This window comes from Trinickia terrae (assembly GCF_005144415.1).
Taxonomy (GTDB): domain Bacteria; phylum Pseudomonadota; class Gammaproteobacteria; order Burkholderiales; family Burkholderiaceae; genus Trinickia_A; species Trinickia_A terrae.
Genome location: NZ_SWJE01000017.1, coordinates 77,189 through 95,602, shown reverse-complemented (window position 1 = coordinate 95,602; position 18,414 = coordinate 77,189). Strand labels below are relative to the sequence as shown.

At 65.0% G+C, this 18,414-nt stretch carries 16 protein-coding genes; 11 read left to right on the top strand and 5 right to left on the bottom strand.

The genetic code is table 11. From position 1 onward, the window contains the following. Positions 1-52 precede the first annotated feature (52 nt). Complete coding sequence (locus tag FAZ69_RS27330; RefSeq protein WP_136898219.1) at positions 53-1,558, bottom strand: efflux transporter outer membrane subunit; 1,506 nt, start codon at positions 1,556-1,558, stop codon at positions 53-55. A 97-nt stretch (positions 1,559-1,655) separates the two neighbouring features. Then, entirely contained in the window at positions 1,656-2,132 is a 477-nt protein-coding gene (locus FAZ69_RS27325; protein WP_136898218.1) for a MarR family winged helix-turn-helix transcriptional regulator, read from the bottom strand. A gap of 352 nt (positions 2,133-2,484) precedes the next feature. Here FAZ69_RS27325 and typA point away from each other — a divergent pair, with 352 nt between their 5' ends. From typA to FAZ69_RS27295, 6 genes are all read left to right on the top strand, one after another. Beyond that, positions 2,485-4,311, top strand: coding sequence for a translational GTPase TypA (gene typA / locus FAZ69_RS27320; RefSeq protein ID WP_136898217.1), 1,827 nt, complete (start codon positions 2,485-2,487; stop codon positions 4,309-4,311). A gap of 238 nt (positions 4,312-4,549) precedes the next feature. After that, a complete protein-coding gene (locus FAZ69_RS27315; protein WP_136898216.1) occupies positions 4,550-7,411 on the top strand; it encodes a 2-oxoglutarate dehydrogenase E1 component in 2,862 nt (953 codons plus the stop codon). Positions 7,412-7,544: 133 nt separating this feature from the next. Beyond that, a complete protein-coding gene (odhB, locus tag FAZ69_RS27310; protein WP_136898215.1) occupies positions 7,545-8,819 on the top strand; it encodes a 2-oxoglutarate dehydrogenase complex dihydrolipoyllysine-residue succinyltransferase in 1,275 nt (424 codons plus the stop codon). Between the two features lie 113 nt (positions 8,820-8,932). After that, a complete protein-coding gene (lpdA, locus tag FAZ69_RS27305; protein ID WP_136898214.1) occupies positions 8,933-10,363 on the top strand; it encodes a dihydrolipoyl dehydrogenase in 1,431 nt (476 codons plus the stop codon). A 101-nt stretch (positions 10,364-10,464) separates the two neighbouring features. Then, on the top strand, positions 10,465-11,562 hold the full coding sequence (gene zapE, locus FAZ69_RS27300; protein ID WP_136898213.1) for a cell division protein ZapE: 1,098 nt from the start codon (positions 10,465-10,467) through the stop codon (positions 11,560-11,562). A 134-nt stretch (positions 11,563-11,696) separates the two neighbouring features. After that, positions 11,697-12,146: a transposase gene (locus tag FAZ69_RS27295; RefSeq protein WP_136898212.1), complete on the top strand. Its 450-nt coding sequence runs from the start codon at positions 11,697-11,699 to the stop codon at positions 12,144-12,146. 152 nt (positions 12,147-12,298) lie between these two features. Here the strand turns inward: FAZ69_RS27295 and FAZ69_RS27290 are convergent, their stop codons facing one another. Beyond that, the gene (locus tag FAZ69_RS27290; RefSeq protein WP_136898211.1) at positions 12,299-12,787 is read right to left on the bottom strand and encodes a DUF2147 domain-containing protein; all 489 of its coding nucleotides are present in this window, start codon (positions 12,785-12,787) and stop codon (positions 12,299-12,301) included. Positions 12,788-13,332: 545 nt separating this feature from the next. On the opposite strand from FAZ69_RS27290, the gene FAZ69_RS27285 reads away from it, so the two are divergent. Next, complete coding sequence (locus FAZ69_RS27285) at positions 13,333-14,088, top strand: DUF2968 domain-containing protein (protein WP_136898210.1); 756 nt, start codon at positions 13,333-13,335, stop codon at positions 14,086-14,088. Between the two features lie 97 nt (positions 14,089-14,185). Here the strand turns inward: FAZ69_RS27285 and FAZ69_RS27280 are convergent, their stop codons facing one another. After that, positions 14,186-15,376, bottom strand: coding sequence for a low temperature requirement protein A (locus FAZ69_RS27280; protein ID WP_136898209.1), 1,191 nt, complete (start codon positions 15,374-15,376; stop codon positions 14,186-14,188). Positions 15,377-15,592: 216 nt separating this feature from the next. On the opposite strand from FAZ69_RS27280, the gene FAZ69_RS27275 reads away from it, so the two are divergent. Then, complete coding sequence (locus FAZ69_RS27275; RefSeq protein WP_136898208.1) at positions 15,593-15,820, top strand: hypothetical protein; 228 nt, start codon at positions 15,593-15,595, stop codon at positions 15,818-15,820. Between the two features lie 26 nt (positions 15,821-15,846). Here the strand turns inward: FAZ69_RS27275 and hfq are convergent, their stop codons facing one another. After that, positions 15,847-16,320, bottom strand: a complete 474-nt coding sequence (hfq, locus tag FAZ69_RS27270; RefSeq protein ID WP_136898207.1) for an RNA chaperone Hfq — start codon at positions 16,318-16,320, stop codon at positions 15,847-15,849. Between the two features lie 533 nt (positions 16,321-16,853). Between hfq and FAZ69_RS33435 the strand changes: the two genes are divergently transcribed. From FAZ69_RS33435 to FAZ69_RS27260, 3 genes are read left to right on the top strand one after another with little or no spacing between them, the layout of a single operon-like run. Continuing rightward, on the top strand, positions 16,854-16,994 hold the full coding sequence (locus FAZ69_RS33435) for a hypothetical protein (RefSeq protein ID WP_169708775.1): 141 nt from the start codon (positions 16,854-16,856) through the stop codon (positions 16,992-16,994). Positions 16,995-17,021: 27 nt separating this feature from the next. Then, on the top strand, positions 17,022-17,543 hold the full coding sequence (locus tag FAZ69_RS27265) for a sigma-70 family RNA polymerase sigma factor (protein ID WP_136898206.1): 522 nt from the start codon (positions 17,022-17,024) through the stop codon (positions 17,541-17,543). Beyond that, a complete protein-coding gene (locus FAZ69_RS27260; RefSeq protein ID WP_136898205.1) occupies positions 17,540-18,346 on the top strand; it encodes an anti-sigma factor family protein in 807 nt (268 codons plus the stop codon). Before FAZ69_RS27265 ends, FAZ69_RS27260 begins: the two co-directional genes overlap by 4 nt. Positions 18,347-18,414: the final 68 nt, after the last annotated feature.

Here is an 18,414-nt window from a genome sequence, read left to right as displayed (position 1 = left end):
TTGGTCGTCTTGGTCGTCTTGGTCGTTCAGTTGCGTGTGGTGGCGGTGCGGTTCAGCCTGGCGCATGCGCGGCCGATGCGTCGGCGGCGGGCGCCGTCAGGCCCGCGGCGTTCGCGTCGAAACCGCCGCCGAGCGCCTTGATCAGCGCGAGCTGCATGTCGCGCCGCCGCATCTTCAGGTTGGTCACGGTCTGCTCGGCCGACAGGCGGTTGATGTCCGCGTTCAGCACCTGCAGCTGCGGCGATAGCCCCGCCTTGTAGCGGATCACCGCGAGCTGGTAGGCCTTGGTCGAGGCGTCGAGTGCGCGCTGCGCGTCGCCCATCTGCTGATCGATCGAGCGGATCGACGCCACCTGCGTGGCGACGTCGGACAGCGCGCTGACGAGCGTTTGGTTGTAGTTCGCGACGTCGAGGTCGAAGTCCGCGTAGCGTCCCTTCAATTGCGAGCGCAGCGCGCCGGCGTCGAAGATCGGCAGGTGGATCGCCGGGCCGAACTGGATCTGGCGGCTCGACGAGGTCAAAAAGCGCCCCCAGCCGAACGCGTCGAAGCCGGCCGCGGCGGCGAGGTTCACGTCGGGGAAGAACTCCGCCTTCGCTTCCTTCACGTCGTGCATTGCAGCCTCCACTTGCCAGCGCGCCGCGACGATGTCGGGCCGGCGCGAGACCAGATCGGCCGGCAGGTTGTCGGGCAGGGCGACCTTGCCGTCCGGCGCGAGCGACGGCTCGGCGATTTGCAGTCCGCGATCCGGCCCCTTGCCGAGCAGGGCGGCCAGCTGATAGCGCGTGATCGCGATCTGGCCGTCGTAGTCAGACAGTGTCGTCTGGCTGCTCGCGATATTGCCGATCGCCGTCTGTTTCTCGACGTTGGTGTCGAGGCCGGCGCCGACGCGGTCGTTCGTGATCGAGCTGACATCCTGGCGGTTCTTGATTTCGCGCTGGGCGATGTCGCGCAGCGCGTAGAGCTGGGCCAGCTGGTTATACGTGCGCGCCACCGACGACGCCAGCGTGATTCGCGCCTGCTGCATGTCGGCTTCGGCCGCCTTCTCCTGCGAGACCGCCGAATCAAGCTTCGCGCGGTTCTTGCCCCACAGGTCGAGGTCCCAGGAGGCGCTCGCGAGCGCGTTGTTCTCGCTGTACCAGGAGCCGCCGTAGGGCGGCGGATAGAGCCCGTTGCCCGAGAACAGCTCGCGGGTCCACGAATAGCTGCCGTTGACTTTCGGATAAAGGTTGGAGCGCGAGCTTTCGATATAGGACTGCGCCTTGGCGAGGCGCGCCTGCGCCTGGGCGATAGTCGGGTTGCCCTCGAGCGCCTCGGCGATCAGCTTGGGCAATTGCGGGTCGCCGAACTGCGCGGCCCAGTCGAGCGACGGCCACTGTCCGCCTTGGCCGGGCAGGCTTTGCGCGGATTCGAACTGGGTCGCCGGCGCGATCTGCTTGTCGCTCTTGATGCCGAAGTAGTTCGCGCAGCCGGCGAGGGCAAGCGCGGCGACTGCCGCGACCGCCGCGTTGCCAGCCCGCCGGCGCGGCAGTGCACGGGCCGACAGAGAAAGGGATTTCATCGCTCGACTCTTGGATTGGAGTGTGATCATGGACCCTGCAAGTATTTTTCTAGGCAGTTCGACTGTGAATTGCCTCGTGGCCGACTGCGTTCCGGGCTCAATTCGCCTGATCGCCGTTGTTGGCGAGGACGCGCCGCAGCATGCTTTTCAAGAACCCGACTTCCTCGGGCGTGAAGCCGGCGAGCAGCTTGTCCCGCACGCTCGTGAAGACTTCCGGCAGGCGCGCGGCAAGCTCGTAGCCCTCGGGCGTCAAGGCGAGCCGGACCACGCGGCGATCCTCGTTGCTGCGCACGCGCGAGAGCAGGCCGCGCTTTTCGAGCCGGTCGAGCAGGCGCGTGACGGCGCTCGCGTCGATCCCGTAGTCCCGCGCCAGCTCGGCCGCCACCAGGCACCGGCCGCTCGCGACCATGAACAGGATGCTCGCCTGCGTGCTGGTGATGCCCAACTCCGCCATCGTGCGCTGCGTGACCATGTTCGACATCGTCGATTTCACGCGTGTGATCAGATAGCCGACGCTCTCGCCCACTTGGTAGTCGCGCAGCTCTTTGGGCAGCGTAGGGGTGGTTTCCGTCATGATTCCCGTGCGAGTGCAATAGTTGACTAGGCAGGAGTATAGGTGCGGTTAGTTGACGCGGCAAGCGTTATTACAACCCAACTTGGGTATCTGTGTATTAAGTGCCTACTGCCAGTATGGTGAATGTCGAGATGACTTTCGGCGTTCCGGCGCCTTGGGGGGGGGCTGAGTCGATCCGGCGCTGCCACGCGGGGCGAAGGTGTGGTAATCGCGCGTCACTCGCGCGTGCTATAATTTTTGGCTGTCCAATGTGCGTCCCAAGCCGGTGCTCGGGCTTTTGCCCGGCTAGCCAGCCCAAGCGCGCTCAACGTGTTTTTCATTTCGCGCACACTTGTTGCGCACCCAGGTTCCTATGACCCGCGCCCTCCGCAATATCGCCATCATTGCCCACGTCGACCACGGCAAGACCACGCTCGTCGACCAACTGCTTCGCCAGTCGGGCACGTTCCGAGAGAACCAGCAGATCGCCGAGCGCGTGATGGACTCGAACGACATTGAAAAAGAGCGCGGCATCACGATTCTCGCGAAGAACTGCGCGGTCGAATACGAAGGCACCCACATCAATATCGTCGACACCCCGGGGCACGCGGACTTCGGCGGAGAGGTGGAGCGCGTGTTGTCGATGGTCGACTCGGTGCTGCTGCTCGTCGACGCGGTCGAGGGCCCGATGCCGCAAACCCGCTTCGTCACGAAGAAGGCGCTCGCGCTCGGCCTGAAGCCGATCGTCGTCGTCAACAAGATCGACCGCCCGGGCGCCCGCATCGACTGGGTCATCAACCAGACCTTCGATCTGTTCGACAAGCTCGGCGCGACCGAGGAGCAGCTCGACTTCCCGGTGGTGTATGCATCGGGCCTGAACGGCTATGCGTCTCTCGAGCCGAGCGCCCGCGAAGGCGACATGCGTCCGCTCTTCGAGGCGATCCTCGAGCACGTGCCGGTGCGCCCGGCCGATCCCGACGCGCCGCTGCAACTGCAAATCACCTCGCTCGACTACTCGACCTACGTCGGCCGCATCGGTGTGGGCCGCATCGCGCGTGGACGCGTCAAGCCGGGCCAGCAGGTCGTCGTGCGCTTCGGTCCGGAAGGCGAGATCCTGAACCGCAAGATCAACCAGGTGCTGTCGTTCCAGGGCCTGGAGCGCGTGCAGGTCGACGAGGCGCAGGCCGGCGACATCGTGCTCATCAACGGCATCGAGGAAATCGGCATCGGCGCGACGATCTGCGCGCCCGATACGCCCGAGGCGCTGCCGATGATCACCGTCGACGAGCCCACGCTGACGATGAACTTCGTCGTCAACTCGTCGCCGCTCGCCGGCAAGGAAGGCAAGTTCGTCACGAGCCGCCAGATTCGCGATCGCCTGATGAAGGAGCTGAACCACAACGTGGCGCTGCGCGTGCGCGATACCGGTGACGAAACGGTGTTCGAGGTGGCGGGGCGCGGTGAACTGCACCTGACGATCCTGATCGAAAACATGCGCCGCGAGGGCTACGAGCTGGCTGTGTCGCGTCCGCGCGTGGTGATGCACGAAGTCGATGGCGTGAAGCACGAGCCGTACGAGCTGCTGACTGTCGATCTCGAAGACGGCCACCAGGGCGGCGTGATGGAAGAGCTCGGCCGCCGCAAGGGCGAGATGCTCGACATGGCGTCCGACGGCCGCGGCCGCACGCGCCTCGAGTACCGTATTCCGGCGCGCGGCCTGATCGGCTTCCAGGGCGAGTTCCTGACGCTCACGCGCGGCACGGGCCTGATGAGCCACGTGTTCGACGAATACGCACCGGTCAAGGAAGGCTCGCTCGGCGAGCGCCGCAACGGCGTGCTGATCTCGCAGGACGACGGCGCGGCCGTGGCCTACGCGTTGTGGAAGCTCCAGGACCGCGGCCGCATGTTCGTGAAGCCGGGCGATGCGCTCTACGAAGGGATGATCATTGGCATCCACAGCCGCGACAACGACCTCGTCGTGAACCCGATCAAGGGCAAGCAGCTGACCAACGTCCGCGCGTCGGGTACCGACGAGGCCGTGCGCCTCGTGCCGCCGATCCAGATGTCGCTCGAGTACGCCGTCGAGTTCATCGACGACGACGAGCTCGTCGAGGTGACGCCGCAGTCGATTCGTCTGCGCAAGCGCCATCTGAAGGAGCATGAGCGCCGCCGCGCGAGCCGTGAGGCCGCAGTCGATTAAGCGTTTCACGAAGCGCTTCGCCTAGCACCAACAAAAGCCGCTGTCCAGCGGCTTTTTGTTTATTTCAAGAATGTTTGCGGAATCTCATATATGCGTTCTGTGCTATGCTACCGGCGCTAGTTTTAGGTCCTTCCAAGCAAGACTTGATTCGCGCAATCCGCTAAACGGTCAGGCCGTGTCGCGGAAGGTTGAGTAACCCGCTATTTCTCGAGAAACTCGAAGAAAGGTGAGCGTAAACATGATGAAGCAATCCCAGCTGAACTCGTACCTGTTCGGCGGCAATGCTCCGTACGTTGAAGAACTGTACGAGCAATATCTCGACAATCCGGCGTCAGTGCCCGAGAACTGGCGCGAGTATTTCGACGCGTTGCAGAACGTCCCGGCGTCGGATGGCTCCGCCGTCAACGACGTGGCCCACGGCCCGATCGTCGAATCGTTTGCCCAGCGCGCCAAGGCCAACGCGTTCATTCCGCGCGAAGCCGAAGCCGGCGAGAACCTCGCCACGGCCCGCAAGCAGGTCCACGTCCAGACCCTCATCAGCGCCTATCGCTTCCTCGGCTCGCAATGGGCCAATCTCGATCCCCTGAAGCGTCGCGAGCGTCCCGCCATCCCCGAGCTCGAACCTGCGTTCTACGACTTCACCGAAGCCGACATGGACCAGACGTTCAGCGCCAGCAACCTGTACTTCGGGTTCGAGCAGGCGTCGCTGCGCGACATCGTCAAGTCGCTGCGCGATACCTACTGCGGCACGATCGGCGCCGAGTACATGTACATCAGCGATCCGGAGCAGAAGCGCTGGTGGCAGGAGCGGCTCGAATCGATCCGCGCCACGCCGAACTTCTCGGCTGACAAGAAGAAGCACATCCTGAACCGCCTGACGGCCGCCGAAGGCCTCGAGCGCTATCTGCACACCAAGTACGTCGGCCAGAAGCGCTTCTCGCTCGAAGGCGGCGAGAGCTTCATCGCGTCGATGGACGAAGTCGTCCGCCACTCGGGCTCGAAGGGCGTGCAGGAAATCGTCATCGGCATGGCCCACCGCGGCCGTCTGAACGTGCTGGTCAATACGCTCGGCAAGATGCCGTCCGATCTGTTCGCCGAATTCGAAGGCAAGCACGTCGACGACCTGCCGGCCGGCGACGTGAAGTACCACAAGGGCTTCTCGTCGGACGTTTCGACCGAAGGCGGCCCGGTCCACCTGTCGCTCGCGTTCAACCCGTCGCACCTCGAAATCGTCAACCCGGTGGTCGAAGGCTCGGCCAAGGCGCGGATGGACCGCCGCGGCGACGAAGACGGCCTGCAAGTGCTGCCGGTGCAGATCCACGGCGACGCGGCCTTCGCGGGCCAGGGCGTCGTGATGGAAACGCTGAACCTCGCGCAGACGCGCGGCTACGGCACGCACGGCACGCTGCACATCGTCATCAACAACCAGATCGGCTTCACGACGTCGGACCCGCGCGATTCGCGCTCGACGCTGTACTGCTCGGACGTCGTCAAGATGATCGAAGCGCCGGTGCTGCACGTGAACGGCGACGATCCGGAAGCGGTCGTGCTGGCTACGCAGATCGCGATCGACTACCGGATGCAGTTCCACAAGGATGTCGTGATCGACATCATCTGCTTCCGCAAGCTCGGCCACAACGAGCAGGACACCCCGGCCGTGACGCAGCCGCTGATGTACAAGACCATCGCCAAGCACCCGGGCACGCGCGCGCTGTACGCGGAAAAGCTCGTGCAGCAAGGCGTGATCGGCGCGGAAGATCCGGATGCCTACGTCAAGGCGTTCCGTCAGGCGATGGACGACGGCCATCACACGGTCGATCCGGTGCTCTCGAACTACAAGAGCAAGTACGCCGTCGACTGGGTGCCGTTCCTGAACCGCAAGTGGACCGACGCAGCCGACACGGCCGTGCCGCTCGCGGAGCTGAAGCGCCTGGGCGAGCGCATCACCACGATCCCCGAGAGCTTCAAGGTGCACCCGCTCGTCGAGCGCGTGATCAACGACCGCCGCGCGATGGCGCGCGGCGACGCCCCGCTCGACTGGGGCATGGGCGAGCACCTCGCGTTCGCATCGCTGGTCGCATCCGGCTACGCAGTGCGCCTGACGGGCCAGGACTCGGGCCGCGGCACGTTCACGCACCGTCACGCGGTGCTGCACGACCAGAACCGCGAGCGCTGGAACGACGGCACCTACATTCCGCTGCAGAACATCGCGGAAGGCCAGGCCAAGTTCACGGTGATCGACTCGGTGCTCTCCGAAGAAGCAGTGCTCGGCTTCGAGTACGGCTACTCCACGGCTGAGCCGAACACGTTCGTCGCCTGGGAAGCGCAGTTCGGCGACTTCGTGAACGGCGCGCAAGTCGTGATCGACCAGTTCATCTCGTCGGGCGAAGTGAAGTGGGGCCGCCAGTCGGGTCTCACGATGCTGCTGCCGCACGGCTATGAAGGCCAGGGTCCGGAGCATTCGTCGACGCGTATCGAGCGCTTCCTGCAGCTGTGCGCGGACCACAACATGCAAGTCGTCCAGCCGACGACACCCGCGCAGATCTTCCATCTGCTGCGCCGCCAGATGATCCGCTTGTTCCGCAAGCCGCTGATCGTCGCGACGCCGAAGTCGCTGCTGCGCCACAAGGAAGCGGTGTCGGATCTCTCCGAACTCGCGAAGGGCTCGTTCCAGCCGGTCATCGGCGAAGTCGACGCCTCGATCGAAACGAAGAAGGTCAAGCGCGTGCTCGCCTGCTCGGGCCGCGTGTACTACGACCTCGTCGCGCACCGCCGCGAATCGAAGTCGACGGACGTCGCGATCATCCGTATCGAGCAGCTGTACCCGTTCGCGCACAAGCAGTTCGAAGCGGAAATGAAGAAGTACGAGCACGCGACCGAAGTGGTCTGGGTGCAGGACGAGCCGCAAAACCAAGGCCCGTGGTTCTACGTCGAACACCACCTGAAGGACGGCATGAAGGAAGGACAGAAGCTCGCGTACAGCGGCCGTCCGGCTTCGGCTTCGCCGGCGGTCGGTTACTACGCGAAGCACTATGAGCAGCAGAAGGCATTGGTCGAAGGCGCGTTTGGCCGCTTGAAGAGCGCATCGATCGCTAAATAAACAGACGCAGCGGACCGGGAAAGCGCAGAAGCGCTTTCCCGCAAGTTCGTTTGGACCGGGCCGTTTGGACCAGGCGCCAGCGAATCCAGGCAAAGTCCGCGCTCACACCCAGATACGAGTTCAGGAAAATCACATGGCTATCGTAGAAGTCAAGGTTCCCCAGCTGTCCGAGTCGGTTTCGGAAGCGACCATGCTGCAGTGGAAGAAGAAGCCCGGCGAGGCTGTCGCGCAAGACGAAATCCTCATCGAAATCGAAACCGACAAGGTCGTGCTCGAAGTGCCGGCGCCGTCGGCAGGCGTGCTCGCGCAAGTCATCAAGAACGACGGCGACATCGTTGTCGCTGACGAAGTCATCGCAAAGATCGACACCGAAGCGAAGGCTGGTACCGCAGCTCCGGCGGCCGCCGCCGGCGTGGCCGAAGTTCAGCCGGCGCCCGTCGCCGCTCCGGCAGCCGCACCGGCTGCCGCCAGCACCGCCGCATCGCCGGCCGCCAGCAAGCTGATGGCCGAGCAGAACCTCTCCGCCGACCAACTGCAAGGCAGCGGCCGCGACGGCCGCATCACGAAGGGCGACGTGCTCGCCGCCGGCTCCGCCGCAGCGGCTCCCGCGCCGGCCGCCAAGGCCCCGGCTGCCGCGCCTGCGAAGGCTGCTGCGCGTCCGTCGCTGCCGGACGTGAAGGCGCCGTCCGCCGACAAGTGGCTGCAAAACCGTCCGGAGCAGCGCGTGCCGATGTCGCGTCTGCGCGCGCGTATCGCCGAGCGTCTGCTCGAGTCGCAGCAGACCAACGCCATCCTCACGACGTTCAACGAAGTGAACATGGCGCCGGTCATGGACCTGCGCAACAAGTACAAAGACAAGTTCGAGAAGGAACACGGCGTGAAGCTCGGCTTCATGTCGTTCTTCGTGAAGGCGGCCGTGCATGCGCTGAAGAAGTTCCCGCTCGTGAACGCGTCGATCGACGGCAACGACATCGTCTATCACGGCTACTTCGACATCGGCATCGCCGTCGGCTCGCCGCGCGGCCTCGTGGTGCCGATCCTGCGCAACGCCGACCAGATGAGCCTCGCTGACATCGAAAAGAAGATCGCCGAGTTTGGCCAGAAGGCGAAGGACGGCAAGCTGTCGATCGAAGAAATGACGGGCGGCACGTTCTCGATCTCGAACGGCGGCGTGTTCGGCTCGATGCTCTCGACGCCGATCATCAACCCGCCGCAATCGGCGATTCTCGGCGTGCACGCGACGAAGGAGCGTGCGGTCGTCGAGAACGGCCAGATCGTGATCCGTCCGATGAACTACCTCGCGCTGTCGTACGACCACCGCATCATCGACGGCCGCGAAGCCGTGCTGTCGCTCGTCGCGATGAAGGACGCGCTCGAAGATCCGGCCCGCCTGCTGCTGGATCTGTAATCCCCGCAGTCCGCATCAGTCTTCCGCATTGCATTTGATTCTCTCTCGCAGCGCCGCGCGCGAGGGGTGGGCCACCACCCGGCGCGCGCCGCTGCGTCATCGAAAGGGTTGTCATGTCCAAAGAATTTGACGTCGTCGTGATTGGCGGCGGTCCGGGCGGCTATATCGCCGCGATCCGTGCCGCGCAGCTCGGCAAGACGGTCGCATGTATCGAAAAATGGAAGAATTCGGCCGGCGCGCTGAAGCTCGGCGGCACCTGCCTGAACGTCGGCTGCATTCCGTCGAAGGCGCTGCTCGCGTCGTCGGAGGAGTTCGAGAAGGTGTCGCACCATCTCGCCGACCACGGCATCGAGGTCTCGGACGTCAAGCTCGACGTCGCGAAGATGCTGGGCCGCAAGGACGCCGTCGTCGAGAAGATGACGAAGGGCGTCGAGTTCCTGTTCCGCAAGAACAAGATCACCTGGCTCAAAGGCCACGGCAAGCTCACCGGCAAGACCGACGCGGGTGTGATGATCGAAGTGAGCGGCGAAGGCGAGACCGAAGTCGTCACGGCGAAGAACGTGATCATCGCGACGGGCTCGAAGGCGCGCCATCTGCCGGGCGTGCCGGTCGACAACAAGCTCGTCTCCGACAACGAAGGCGCGCTGACGTTCGACTCCGTGCCGAAGAAGCTCGCCGTGATCGGCGCGGGCGTGATCGGCCTAGAGCTGGGCTCGGTGTGGCGGCGTCTCGGCGCCGACGTGACGGTGCTCGAAGCGCTGCCGGCGTTCCTCGGCACCGCTGACGAAGCGCTCGCGAAGGAAGCGGCCAAGCAGTTCAAGAAGCAGGGCCTCGACATCCACCTCGGCGTGAAGATCGGCGAAGTGAAGACGACCGAGAGCAGCGTGACGATCGCCTACACCGACAAGGACGGCAACGCGCAGACGCTCGAAGCCGACCGCCTGATCGTGTCGATCGGCCGCGTGCCGAACACCGACAACCTCGGCCTCGAAGCGATCGGCCTGAAGGCGAACGAGCGCGGCTTCATCGACGTCGACGACCACTGCCGCACGGCCGTGCCGAACGTCTACGCGATCGGCGACGTGGTGCGCGGCCCGATGCTCGCGCACAAGGCCGAGGACGAAGGCGTGCTGGTCGCCGAGGTCATCGACGGCCAGAAGCCGCACATCGACTACAACTGCATTCCGTGGGTGATTTACACCGAGCCGGAAATCGCGTGGGTCGGCAAGACGGAGCAGCAGCTGAAGGCGGAAGGCCGCGAGATCAAGACGGGCCAGTTCCCGTTCGTGGCGAACGGCCGCGCGCTCGGCATCGCGAAGTCGGATGGCTTCGTCAAGATGATCGCCGACGCGAAGACCGACGAACTGCTCGGCGTGCACATCATCTCGGCGAACGCGTCGGACCTGATCGCCGAAGCCGTGGTGGCGATGGAGTTCAAGGCGGCGTCGGAAGACATCGGCCGCATCTGCCATCCGCACCCGTCGCTGTCCGAAGTGATGCGCGAAGCGGCGCTTGCCGTCGACAAACGCTCGCTGAACATGTAACTCGGTAACGAGGCCGCGCTGACCTTCCAAGGCAGGCGCAGCCGCAGTACCACGAAGGCGGGCGGGGCAATCCCGTCCGCCTTTCGTTTTTTATAGTCACGATGAACGTCACCGAATACTACGAAAAGGAACTGCGGACGCGCGGTTATCAATCCGACGCGGCGCAGCGCGCCGCCGTCGACCGTCTGCAGCGGTGCTACGACGAGTGGGTCGCGTACAAGGCGCGCCGCCCCAACGCCTTCATGAAGCTGATCATGCACCCGGATCTGCCGCGCGGCGTCTACATGTGGGGTGGCGTGGGGCGCGGCAAGAGCTTCCTGATGGACAGCTTCTACGCGGTCGTGCCGCTCACGCGCAAGACGCGGCTGCACTTTCACGAGTTCATGCGCGAGGTGCATCGCGAGCTCGAGGAGCTCAAAGGGCAGGCCGATCCGCTCGACGAGCTCGCGCGGCGCGTCGCGAAGCGCTATCGCCTGATTTGCTTCGACGAGTTCCACGTCTCCGACATCGCCGATGCGATGATCCTGTACCGCTTGCTCGACAAGCTGTTCGAGAACGGCGTGCAGTTCGTGATGACGTCCAACTACGACCCGGACACGCTCTATCCCGACGGCCTGCATCGCGACCGAGTGCTGCCCGCGATCGAGCTGCTCAAGTCGAAGCTCGACGTGATCAACGTCGACGCGGGCATCGACTACCGCCAGCGCACGCTCGCGCAGGTGTCGGTCTATCACACGCCGCTCGGCGCCGCCGCCGACAAGGCGTTGCGCCACGCGTTCGCGCAGCTCGCCGCCGTGCCCGACGAGAGCCCGATCCTGCACATCGAGAAGCGCGAGCTGAAGGCGCTGCGCCGCGCCGATGGCGTCGTGTGGTTCGACTTCGCGACGCTGTGCGGCGGCCCGCGCTCGCAGAACGACTACCTCGAGCTCGCGACGCGCTTTCATGCGGTGATCCTCTCGGACGTGCCGCAGATGTCGCCGCGCATGGCGTCCGAAGCGCGGCGCTTCACGTGGCTCGTCGACGTGTTTTACGACCACAAGGTGAAGCTGCTGATGTCGGCGGCGGTGCCGGCCGAGGAGCTTTATGTCGAAGGGCCGATGGCCAACGAATTCACGCGGACGGTGTCGCGTCTCGTCGAGATGCAATCGAAAGAGTACTTGGAATCGCCGCGGCGGATCGTCGATACGTCGCTGACTTGAGCGTCGGCGGCGGCGCCTCGAACCGGCGCCGCGGCCTCTGTTGTCCGGCTATTTCAAGATTCGGATTAGTCTGATATTCCATCCGGGGGGAGCTCGATATCGTTGTGTCATGGATCTGACAAAGGAGAGGACCCATGACCCCGTATCGTGATATTACCGATGAAGAATGGCAACAAGTGGCACAGCTGTTGCCGGAACTGCGTCCGCGTGCCGAGTTGCGCGGGCGTCCCCTCGCCAACACGCGGGCTGTCCTGAACGGCGTGCTGTGGGTGATGTACAGCGGCGCAACGTGGTCCGCCATGCCGCGCCGCTACCCTTCGTATCAAACGTGCCACCGGCGTTTCAAGGCATGGCATCAGTCGGGCACGTTGAAGATTGTGCTCGCGGAGTTGTACGGCGCGGCGAGTGAAGAGCTGTGCGGCTTCATGGAAATGCGCATGCGCTCGCATGCGAAGCCCATCGCTACGCCGCCGTCCGTGCTTCCGGCCGGCATGCCTGCCGCGGCTGCACCTGCGCCTGCCTCTGCTCCGGCAGCCACAGTCCCGGCAAACGAATTCGCCGTCTCTCTCAAGCACGCGGCATAACCCATGGCTGAGTCCAGCCATTTACCCATCCGTGAAACCGAGCCGGCCGACGATGTTCATCGCTTGGCCGGTTTTCTTTTATCCGCCGATGTTTTTTGACGCGCTTGGCGAGCGCAACGAAGCACTTGCTCGCCAACTACGCCGTCGGGCACTCACTGAACCCGGTTCCAGGTCTGCGAGCGGCCAAGCAGCGAGATCCCGATATAGCCGCGCACCACGAGCTTCTGGCCGTTGTCCTCGACGTGCATCTTGCACTTGTAGATCTTGCCGTTTTCCGGGTCGAGAATATTGCCGCCGTCCCAGCCGCTGTCCGACTTCTTCATGTCGTTGATGATCGTCATGCCGAGGATCAACTGGTCCTTGCGCGCGTCGGTGCATGCGGTGCAGCGGCGCTGCGGATCGTCATTCGGGCCGAGACCCTTGATGACCTTGCCGTTCAACTCGCCGTTGTTGTCCTGGGTGATCTGCACGAGCGCTTTGGGCTGGCCGGTGTGATCGTCGATGGTTTGCCACGTGCCGATCGGGGTGTCGGCGCCCTGCGCCATGGCGGCTGCTGCGCCTGCCAGTAGCACGCTGGCAAGCGCTGCCTGCTTGAGGGTCTTGAGCGCGCGCGTTCGCGCGCGTTGCGTGAAATGCCGCATTGTCTTCCTCCTTGGGTGAGTTGTCTTTCGAGTGTTGTCGCGCCGATTGGCCGTGACTGCACGGCTGGCGTCTGTTAAGAGTGCATGCAGAATACGCGCAAACAGGCGGACTGTTGGCGAGCGGAAACTCTAATTCGACTGGCTGCTGGCGTCGATCGTGTTCCACGGCGCGCTGATTGGCGGGATGGTCGTTAGGACTGCCGCATGCCGGGCCAGCTGCGCAGTGCATCGAGCGCTCATCGGGCCGACGACGCTGGCGCTCGCCAGATCCGCGGTCCGAGACTTCACGCTGCGTGTCGACGGTGGCCGTCGCGGCGTTTGTTGCGCCAGTCTGTAAACCGGTTGCGCTCCAGTTGGTGTTCACCTGGCTAGTCACTGGCTCGAGCGCTCTCCGCCGCGCCGATTGTGGCGGTCGCACCGCCGAGCTCCGTGAAAAATTTGCGAAAGCACCAAATCTTCCACCAGGAACCCGAAACGCGCGAAAGTGAGTAATAATGAGATGTTTTATTTGACAATTAGAACGTTCGGCGCAGGAATTACACTACATGATCCAAATTTCGCACCTTCGGGGGACGGCGCTGGCCGCGCTGGTCATAATTGGGGGCATCCAAGGAGTTCATGCACAGGCCAATTCCGACAATAACTTAGCGATGCCGGCAGGCTCGGGCCCGGCTTCCGCAGCGGCAGTCGCCTCGCAGCCCGCCATGAACGATCCGCTGCCGTCGGCAACGCCCGTGGCGGCGGCGCCGGCCACGACGGCGCTTACGCCTGACGAAGCGAAGCAGTCCGCCGCAGGCAACGTTGCCGAACTGCAGCAAATGATCCACGGCAACGATCTGACCGAGCTGCGTACGACCTATAACGGCAGTTACGGTGCGAGTCTCCTGTTCTACGGCAAGGAGATGACGTACTACGTCACGCTGTTCCAGCAAAAGACCTTCTGGCGTGTGATCAAGACGCAGGACGCAGGGCGCGCCGAAGCGATCTACAACGATTTCGGGCGGCGCAGCGTGCAACTGGCCGAGGTCGAAATCCGCCGCACCAAGCTCGAGGCGCAAAAGGCCTACACTGAGCGTCTGATCGCGCTGTCGCAGGATCGCGCGAACCGGCTGCAAGCCGACCTCAACATCGCGCACGAGCAGCAGACGCTGGTGTCGAGCCGGCAGAAGCAGATCGGCGACGAAGCCGCCGCGCTCCAGAAGCAGAAGGAACAGGCGCAGGCGCAACTGCGTGCGGCCCAGCACGAAGTGGCCGAGCTGCAGCGCCAGAACGACGCCGGACTGCCGCGCACTACGCGTTGAGTTAGGGCGCCTGCGCCGCCGGCAGCGCTACCCGAGGCTTCCCCATCCGTCCAATACGCCACCCCGCCAGGCATATGCCTGGCGGGGTGGCGTTGCTTCATTCCACGCTCAGATTGCGCGTACGTTGCCCGTGGCGGCGCGACACGCTTTCCCAGGCGGCGACGACGATCATCATCAGCGTGGTTAGCACGCTCGTCGTCAGCAGGTCGGTGTGGAACGCGAGCGGCGCGATGAGCACGCTGATCCCTAGCCCGACCCAGTGCGAGAGCGGCAGCCAGCCGTGGATCGCCCGCTTGTATAGTCCGTTGCCGACCACGTAGAGCGCCGGGCCGCCGATCAGCAGCAGGGCGGTCTGCATGCCGACGCGGGCGTCGGGGTGCAGGATGACGAGATCGTCGGCGGCGGCCGAGCCGATGATCCCGGCGATCAGGATCACGTGGACGTAGTGAAAATACGCGCCCATCAGGCCCGGCTCGCGCGACTGCGCGATCGCATGGCTGCCGGCGCGGCTGCCCCAGTCGAAATAGACCCACCACATCGCGACGCTGCCGACGAAGCAGACCAGGAACGCGATGACCGCCGGCACGTGCCATGACGCGATATCTGAGAGCGTGCCGCCCGTCACGACCACCGATTCGCCGAGTGCGAGGATCACGAGCGCCTGGCAGCGCTCGGCGAGATGGCCGCCTTCGGCGCTGCGCCAGTCGCTGGAATGGGAGCGGCCGAGGAGCGGCAGCGCGAAGCCGAACATCGGCGACACATACTCGCACAGCACCGCGACGCCCCAGCAGGCGAGCCGAGGCCAGCCGTCGGCAAGGCCGCCCGCGATCCACCAGACGCCGGAAATCGCGAGCCACGCCGTGATCCGCCGGAAGTTGGCGGTGAGCGGGTGGTCGCCGCCGAGAAAAACGAGCACGGCGAGGCTGCGTCCCACCTGGATCGTCACGTAGCTGAGCGCGAAGATGAGCCCGCGTGTGCCGAACGCGAGCGGCAGGCAGGCCGCCATGACCATGCCCACGACCATCACCGAGAACACCAGCAGACGCACCTGGGGACGTTCCGGATCGAACCAGTTCGTAACCCAGCAGGTGTACTGCCAGCCGAGCCACACCGCGAACCAGAGGACGAGCGTCTGCAGCACGCCCAAGGCACTAAGGTCGTGCATCAGCCGGTGCGACAGCTGGGTGACCGCGAACGCATAGATCAGGTCGAAGAACAGCTCGGTGTAGGTGACGCGGGCTTCCTCGCCGTCGCGCTTGCGCAGGAAGCGGTCGTGGTGGTCGGGCATGTGGGATACCGGATTAGCGAGCGACCAGCATAGCGCACAACGCCTTGCGCGCAGACATCGGCCGAATGGCCAGGGGCTGGACGGTGGACGGCGGCGATTCGCCACGCTCGTTCAAAACGCGGGCGCTTTGCGCGTCTTCAGTGCGGGACCCGCGCGCGGCACCGATTTTGCTCGACGTATGCGTAGCGGGAACACCGCTCAATACGCGTACACGATATGGGAAAGAAAGAAGCCAACGCTGCCCGTAGAGTTCAAGCGCAGCACGTGGTCGAAGCCGAGTTGAACCATCTGGAGTGGGCGACGCGCCAGCCGCCGAATCGCATGTTCGACGTCGAATATTGGCGCCGGCGGCTGCTCGCGGTGCAGCGCCAGTTCGAGCTGACGCTCAAGCAATGCGAGCGGGTCGAGGAGATCTTGCGGCGGCTCGACGAATCCGAAAACTGAAGCAAACCGTCTGCACCGCCTTCTACTTACTCGTTACCGGAGTCGTTGTTGCCGGGCGACGAGCCGTACGGCCGGCGCCGGCGCGTCACGACGACGGGGCCGGCCCCCGAACCTGGCGCGTCGGACGAGCGCTCGGCCGGCGCGCCGGCCGCAGCCGGCGCGGCGCCGTACGAGTCGGACGAATGACGTGGTTCGCGCGATTCACGCGACTCGCGCGGGCCGAAGCCCTCACGCGGCCCATGGCGCTCGCCGTGGCCGCCGGTGCGCGGGCCGCGCGGACCGGGACGCGTGCCGGTATCGAGCTGGATCGTCGAGATGGCGCGCTTGTAGATGCCTTGCAGGCCGACCGGCGTGCGCAGCATCACCAGGTACTGATCGAACGACTCGATGCACCCCGTGAGGCGAATGCCGTTCACGAGGTAGATTTCCACGCGCTTTCTTTCCTTGCGCGCGGCGTTCATGAAGTCGTTTTGCGGATGCGATTCTGCGGGATTGGGCATTGCGAAGGCGGCAGCGGGGGCTGCGTCAAAGTTAGTCGCACGTGCGGGCGATGCAAGCGCGTAGGGCAGGATTTTACCCCGGGTCGCGGCGCAAATGTTTTGTCTGGCCGGCTTTCACTATAACGCACGCAAAAGAAGCAGGGTGCAGGCGGCGTGCGATGCGCGTCGAGCGGCGCCAGGAAATGCGATTCGCGCCTAATCTTTGGTAAGGACACGTCGGCGGAATAAAGCGGTTTCACCGCGCGTTTATTCATCGCACGGACGTCGTTCGACCGCCGTGGGGCTGGAGTGCCCTGCATGGGGCCGGAGCGGGTGCCGAGGCACTGGCTCCGATCGACCGCTGCGGGCTTGCAGTAAGCGCTGAAGCGCTAACTACAAGCAACCACAGCATGGGATCGGAGTAGGCGCTGAAGCGCCAACTCCGATCGACCGCTGCGGGCTTGTAGTAAGCGCTGAAGCGCTAACTACAAGCAACCACAGCATGGGATGGGAGTAGGCGCTGAAGCGCCAACTCCCATCGACAGGAGGCGCAAATGAAAGTGACTCGGAAGCTATCGGCATTGCTCGTGGTATTCGCGCTCGCGCTCGCCGCGGGCGGCTGCCAGACGACAACCGGCGACGCCGGCGGAGCGAGCAGCAGCACCGGCAGCGGCAGCGGCGGCGGCGGATATTGACGGCGGCGCGTCTCGCGCCGTCGCCGCGTGAGCTTCGAAGCGGACGTCATCGGGTGGCTCCCGCAGCTGCGCCGCTATGCGCGCGCGCTGACGGGCGATCCTGCCTGGGCCGACGACTTGGTGCAGGACACGGCCGAGCGTGCGTTCGCGCGCGCCCGGGCGTTTCGCCCCGACAGCAACTTGCGAGCCTGGCTGCTGACGATCTTGCGGCACCTCTACATCGACCAGTTGCGCGGACGCCGCGAGATCGCCGTCGACGACGAGCACGCGCCGTGGCGCACGCTCGAGGCGCCGCGCGGTGAAGTCGATGCGCTCGTCCTGCGTGACGTGCAGCGCGCGCTGTACCTGCTGCCCGTCGAGCAGCGCGAGGTGCTGCTGCTGGTGGGGGTGGAGGAACTCAGCTACCAGGAGGCGTCGACAGTGCTGAACGTGCCGATCGGCACGGTGATGTCGCGCCTCTCGCGCGCCCGCGAGCATCTGCGCGTGCTGCTGACCGACGGACCCACGCATCATGCGGCGCCCTTGAAAGTCGTGAGAAACACGAGATGAACGACGACTACGATCCCGCTGAAACCTCCGGCTTTGCGGAAGCGGAGTTGCTCACCTTTTCGGCCTTCGTGGACGGTGAGTTGCCCGAGCACGAACGGCTCGAGGTGCTCGGCCGGCTGGCGGCGGACGCGCGCGCCGCCAGCCTCGTCGCGGCCTACCGCGCGCAGCAGGCGGCGCTGCGCGCGCTGTGCGACACGCCGTCGGGGGCGGGCGGCGCGGCGCGGCCGTATCTCGTGCTGCGCGTGCGCAAGCCCTGGTGGCAGCGCGTGGCAATCGCGGCCTGCTGGGTCGCGGCCGGGGCGGGCTTGGCGGTGCTCGTGGGGAGCCTGTCGCCTAGGCTCGCGTGGCAGCCCTCGCAGATGGCGTTCGCCGAGCGCGCCGATATCGCCTACGCGGTCTACGCGCCGGAAAAGCGGCACCCCGTGGAAGTGGCCGCGGCCGAGGAGGAGCATTTGATCGCCTGGCTGTCTAAGCGATTGAACCGGCCGCTTTCGGTGCCGTCGCTGCAGGAATACGGCTATGCGCTCGTCGGCGGACGGCTGCTGCCGGGCGACGCGGCGGGGCCGGCCGCGCAGTTCATGTACCAGGACGGGTCGGGGGCGCGCCTGACGCTCTACGTCACGGCTATCCCGAAGGACGAGACCGCTTTCCGGCTCTTCCGCGACGGCAACCGGCGCACCTTCTACTGGGTCAGCGACCACATGGGCTACGCGCTGTCCGGGCAACTGTCGGAGGAGCGGTTGCGCGCGATCGCGATCGACGTGTGCAGCGCGCTCGGCGGACGGCCCGACGTGTGGCGATAGAGGAAAACGAAGAACCGGTCGACGAGGGAACAACGAACGGGGGACCAGGAAGGCAGGGCAGGCAAGGG

Bases quoted from the DNA above. Each gene is read 5' to 3' on its own strand.
- FAZ69_RS27295 (WP_136898212.1), top strand. From the start codon at position 11,697: ATGACCCCGTATCGTGATATTACCGATGAAGAATGGCAACAAGTGGCA.
- FAZ69_RS33435 (WP_169708775.1), top strand. From the start codon at position 16,854: ATGAAAGTGACTCGGAAGCTATCGGCATTGCTCGTGGTATTCGCGCTC.
- FAZ69_RS27285 (WP_136898210.1), top strand. From the start codon at position 13,333: ATGATCCAAATTTCGCACCTTCGGGGGACGGCGCTGGCCGCGCTGGTC.
- FAZ69_RS27280 (WP_136898209.1), bottom strand. From the start codon at position 15,376: ATGCCCGACCACCACGACCGCTTCCTGCGCAAGCGCGACGGCGAGGAA.
- typA (WP_136898217.1), top strand. From the start codon at position 2,485: ATGACCCGCGCCCTCCGCAATATCGCCATCATTGCCCACGTCGACCAC.
- lpdA (WP_136898214.1), top strand. From the start codon at position 8,933: ATGTCCAAAGAATTTGACGTCGTCGTGATTGGCGGCGGTCCGGGCGGC.
- FAZ69_RS27325 (WP_136898218.1), bottom strand. From the start codon at position 2,132: ATGACGGAAACCACCCCTACGCTGCCCAAAGAGCTGCGCGACTACCAA.
- odhB (WP_136898215.1), top strand. From the start codon at position 7,545: ATGGCTATCGTAGAAGTCAAGGTTCCCCAGCTGTCCGAGTCGGTTTCG.
- FAZ69_RS27260 (WP_136898205.1), top strand. From the start codon at position 17,540: ATGAACGACGACTACGATCCCGCTGAAACCTCCGGCTTTGCGGAAGCG.
- zapE (WP_136898213.1), top strand. From the start codon at position 10,465: ATGAACGTCACCGAATACTACGAAAAGGAACTGCGGACGCGCGGTTAT.
- hfq (WP_136898207.1), bottom strand. From the start codon at position 16,320: ATGCCCAATCCCGCAGAATCGCATCCGCAAAACGACTTCATGAACGCC.
- FAZ69_RS27330 (WP_136898219.1), bottom strand. From the start codon at position 1,558: ATGAAATCCCTTTCTCTGTCGGCCCGTGCACTGCCGCGCCGGCGGGCT.
- FAZ69_RS27315 (WP_136898216.1), top strand. From the start codon at position 4,550: ATGATGAAGCAATCCCAGCTGAACTCGTACCTGTTCGGCGGCAATGCT.
- FAZ69_RS27275 (WP_136898208.1), top strand. From the start codon at position 15,593: ATGGGAAAGAAAGAAGCCAACGCTGCCCGTAGAGTTCAAGCGCAGCAC.
- FAZ69_RS27290 (WP_136898211.1), bottom strand. From the start codon at position 12,787: ATGCGGCATTTCACGCAACGCGCGCGAACGCGCGCGCTCAAGACCCTC.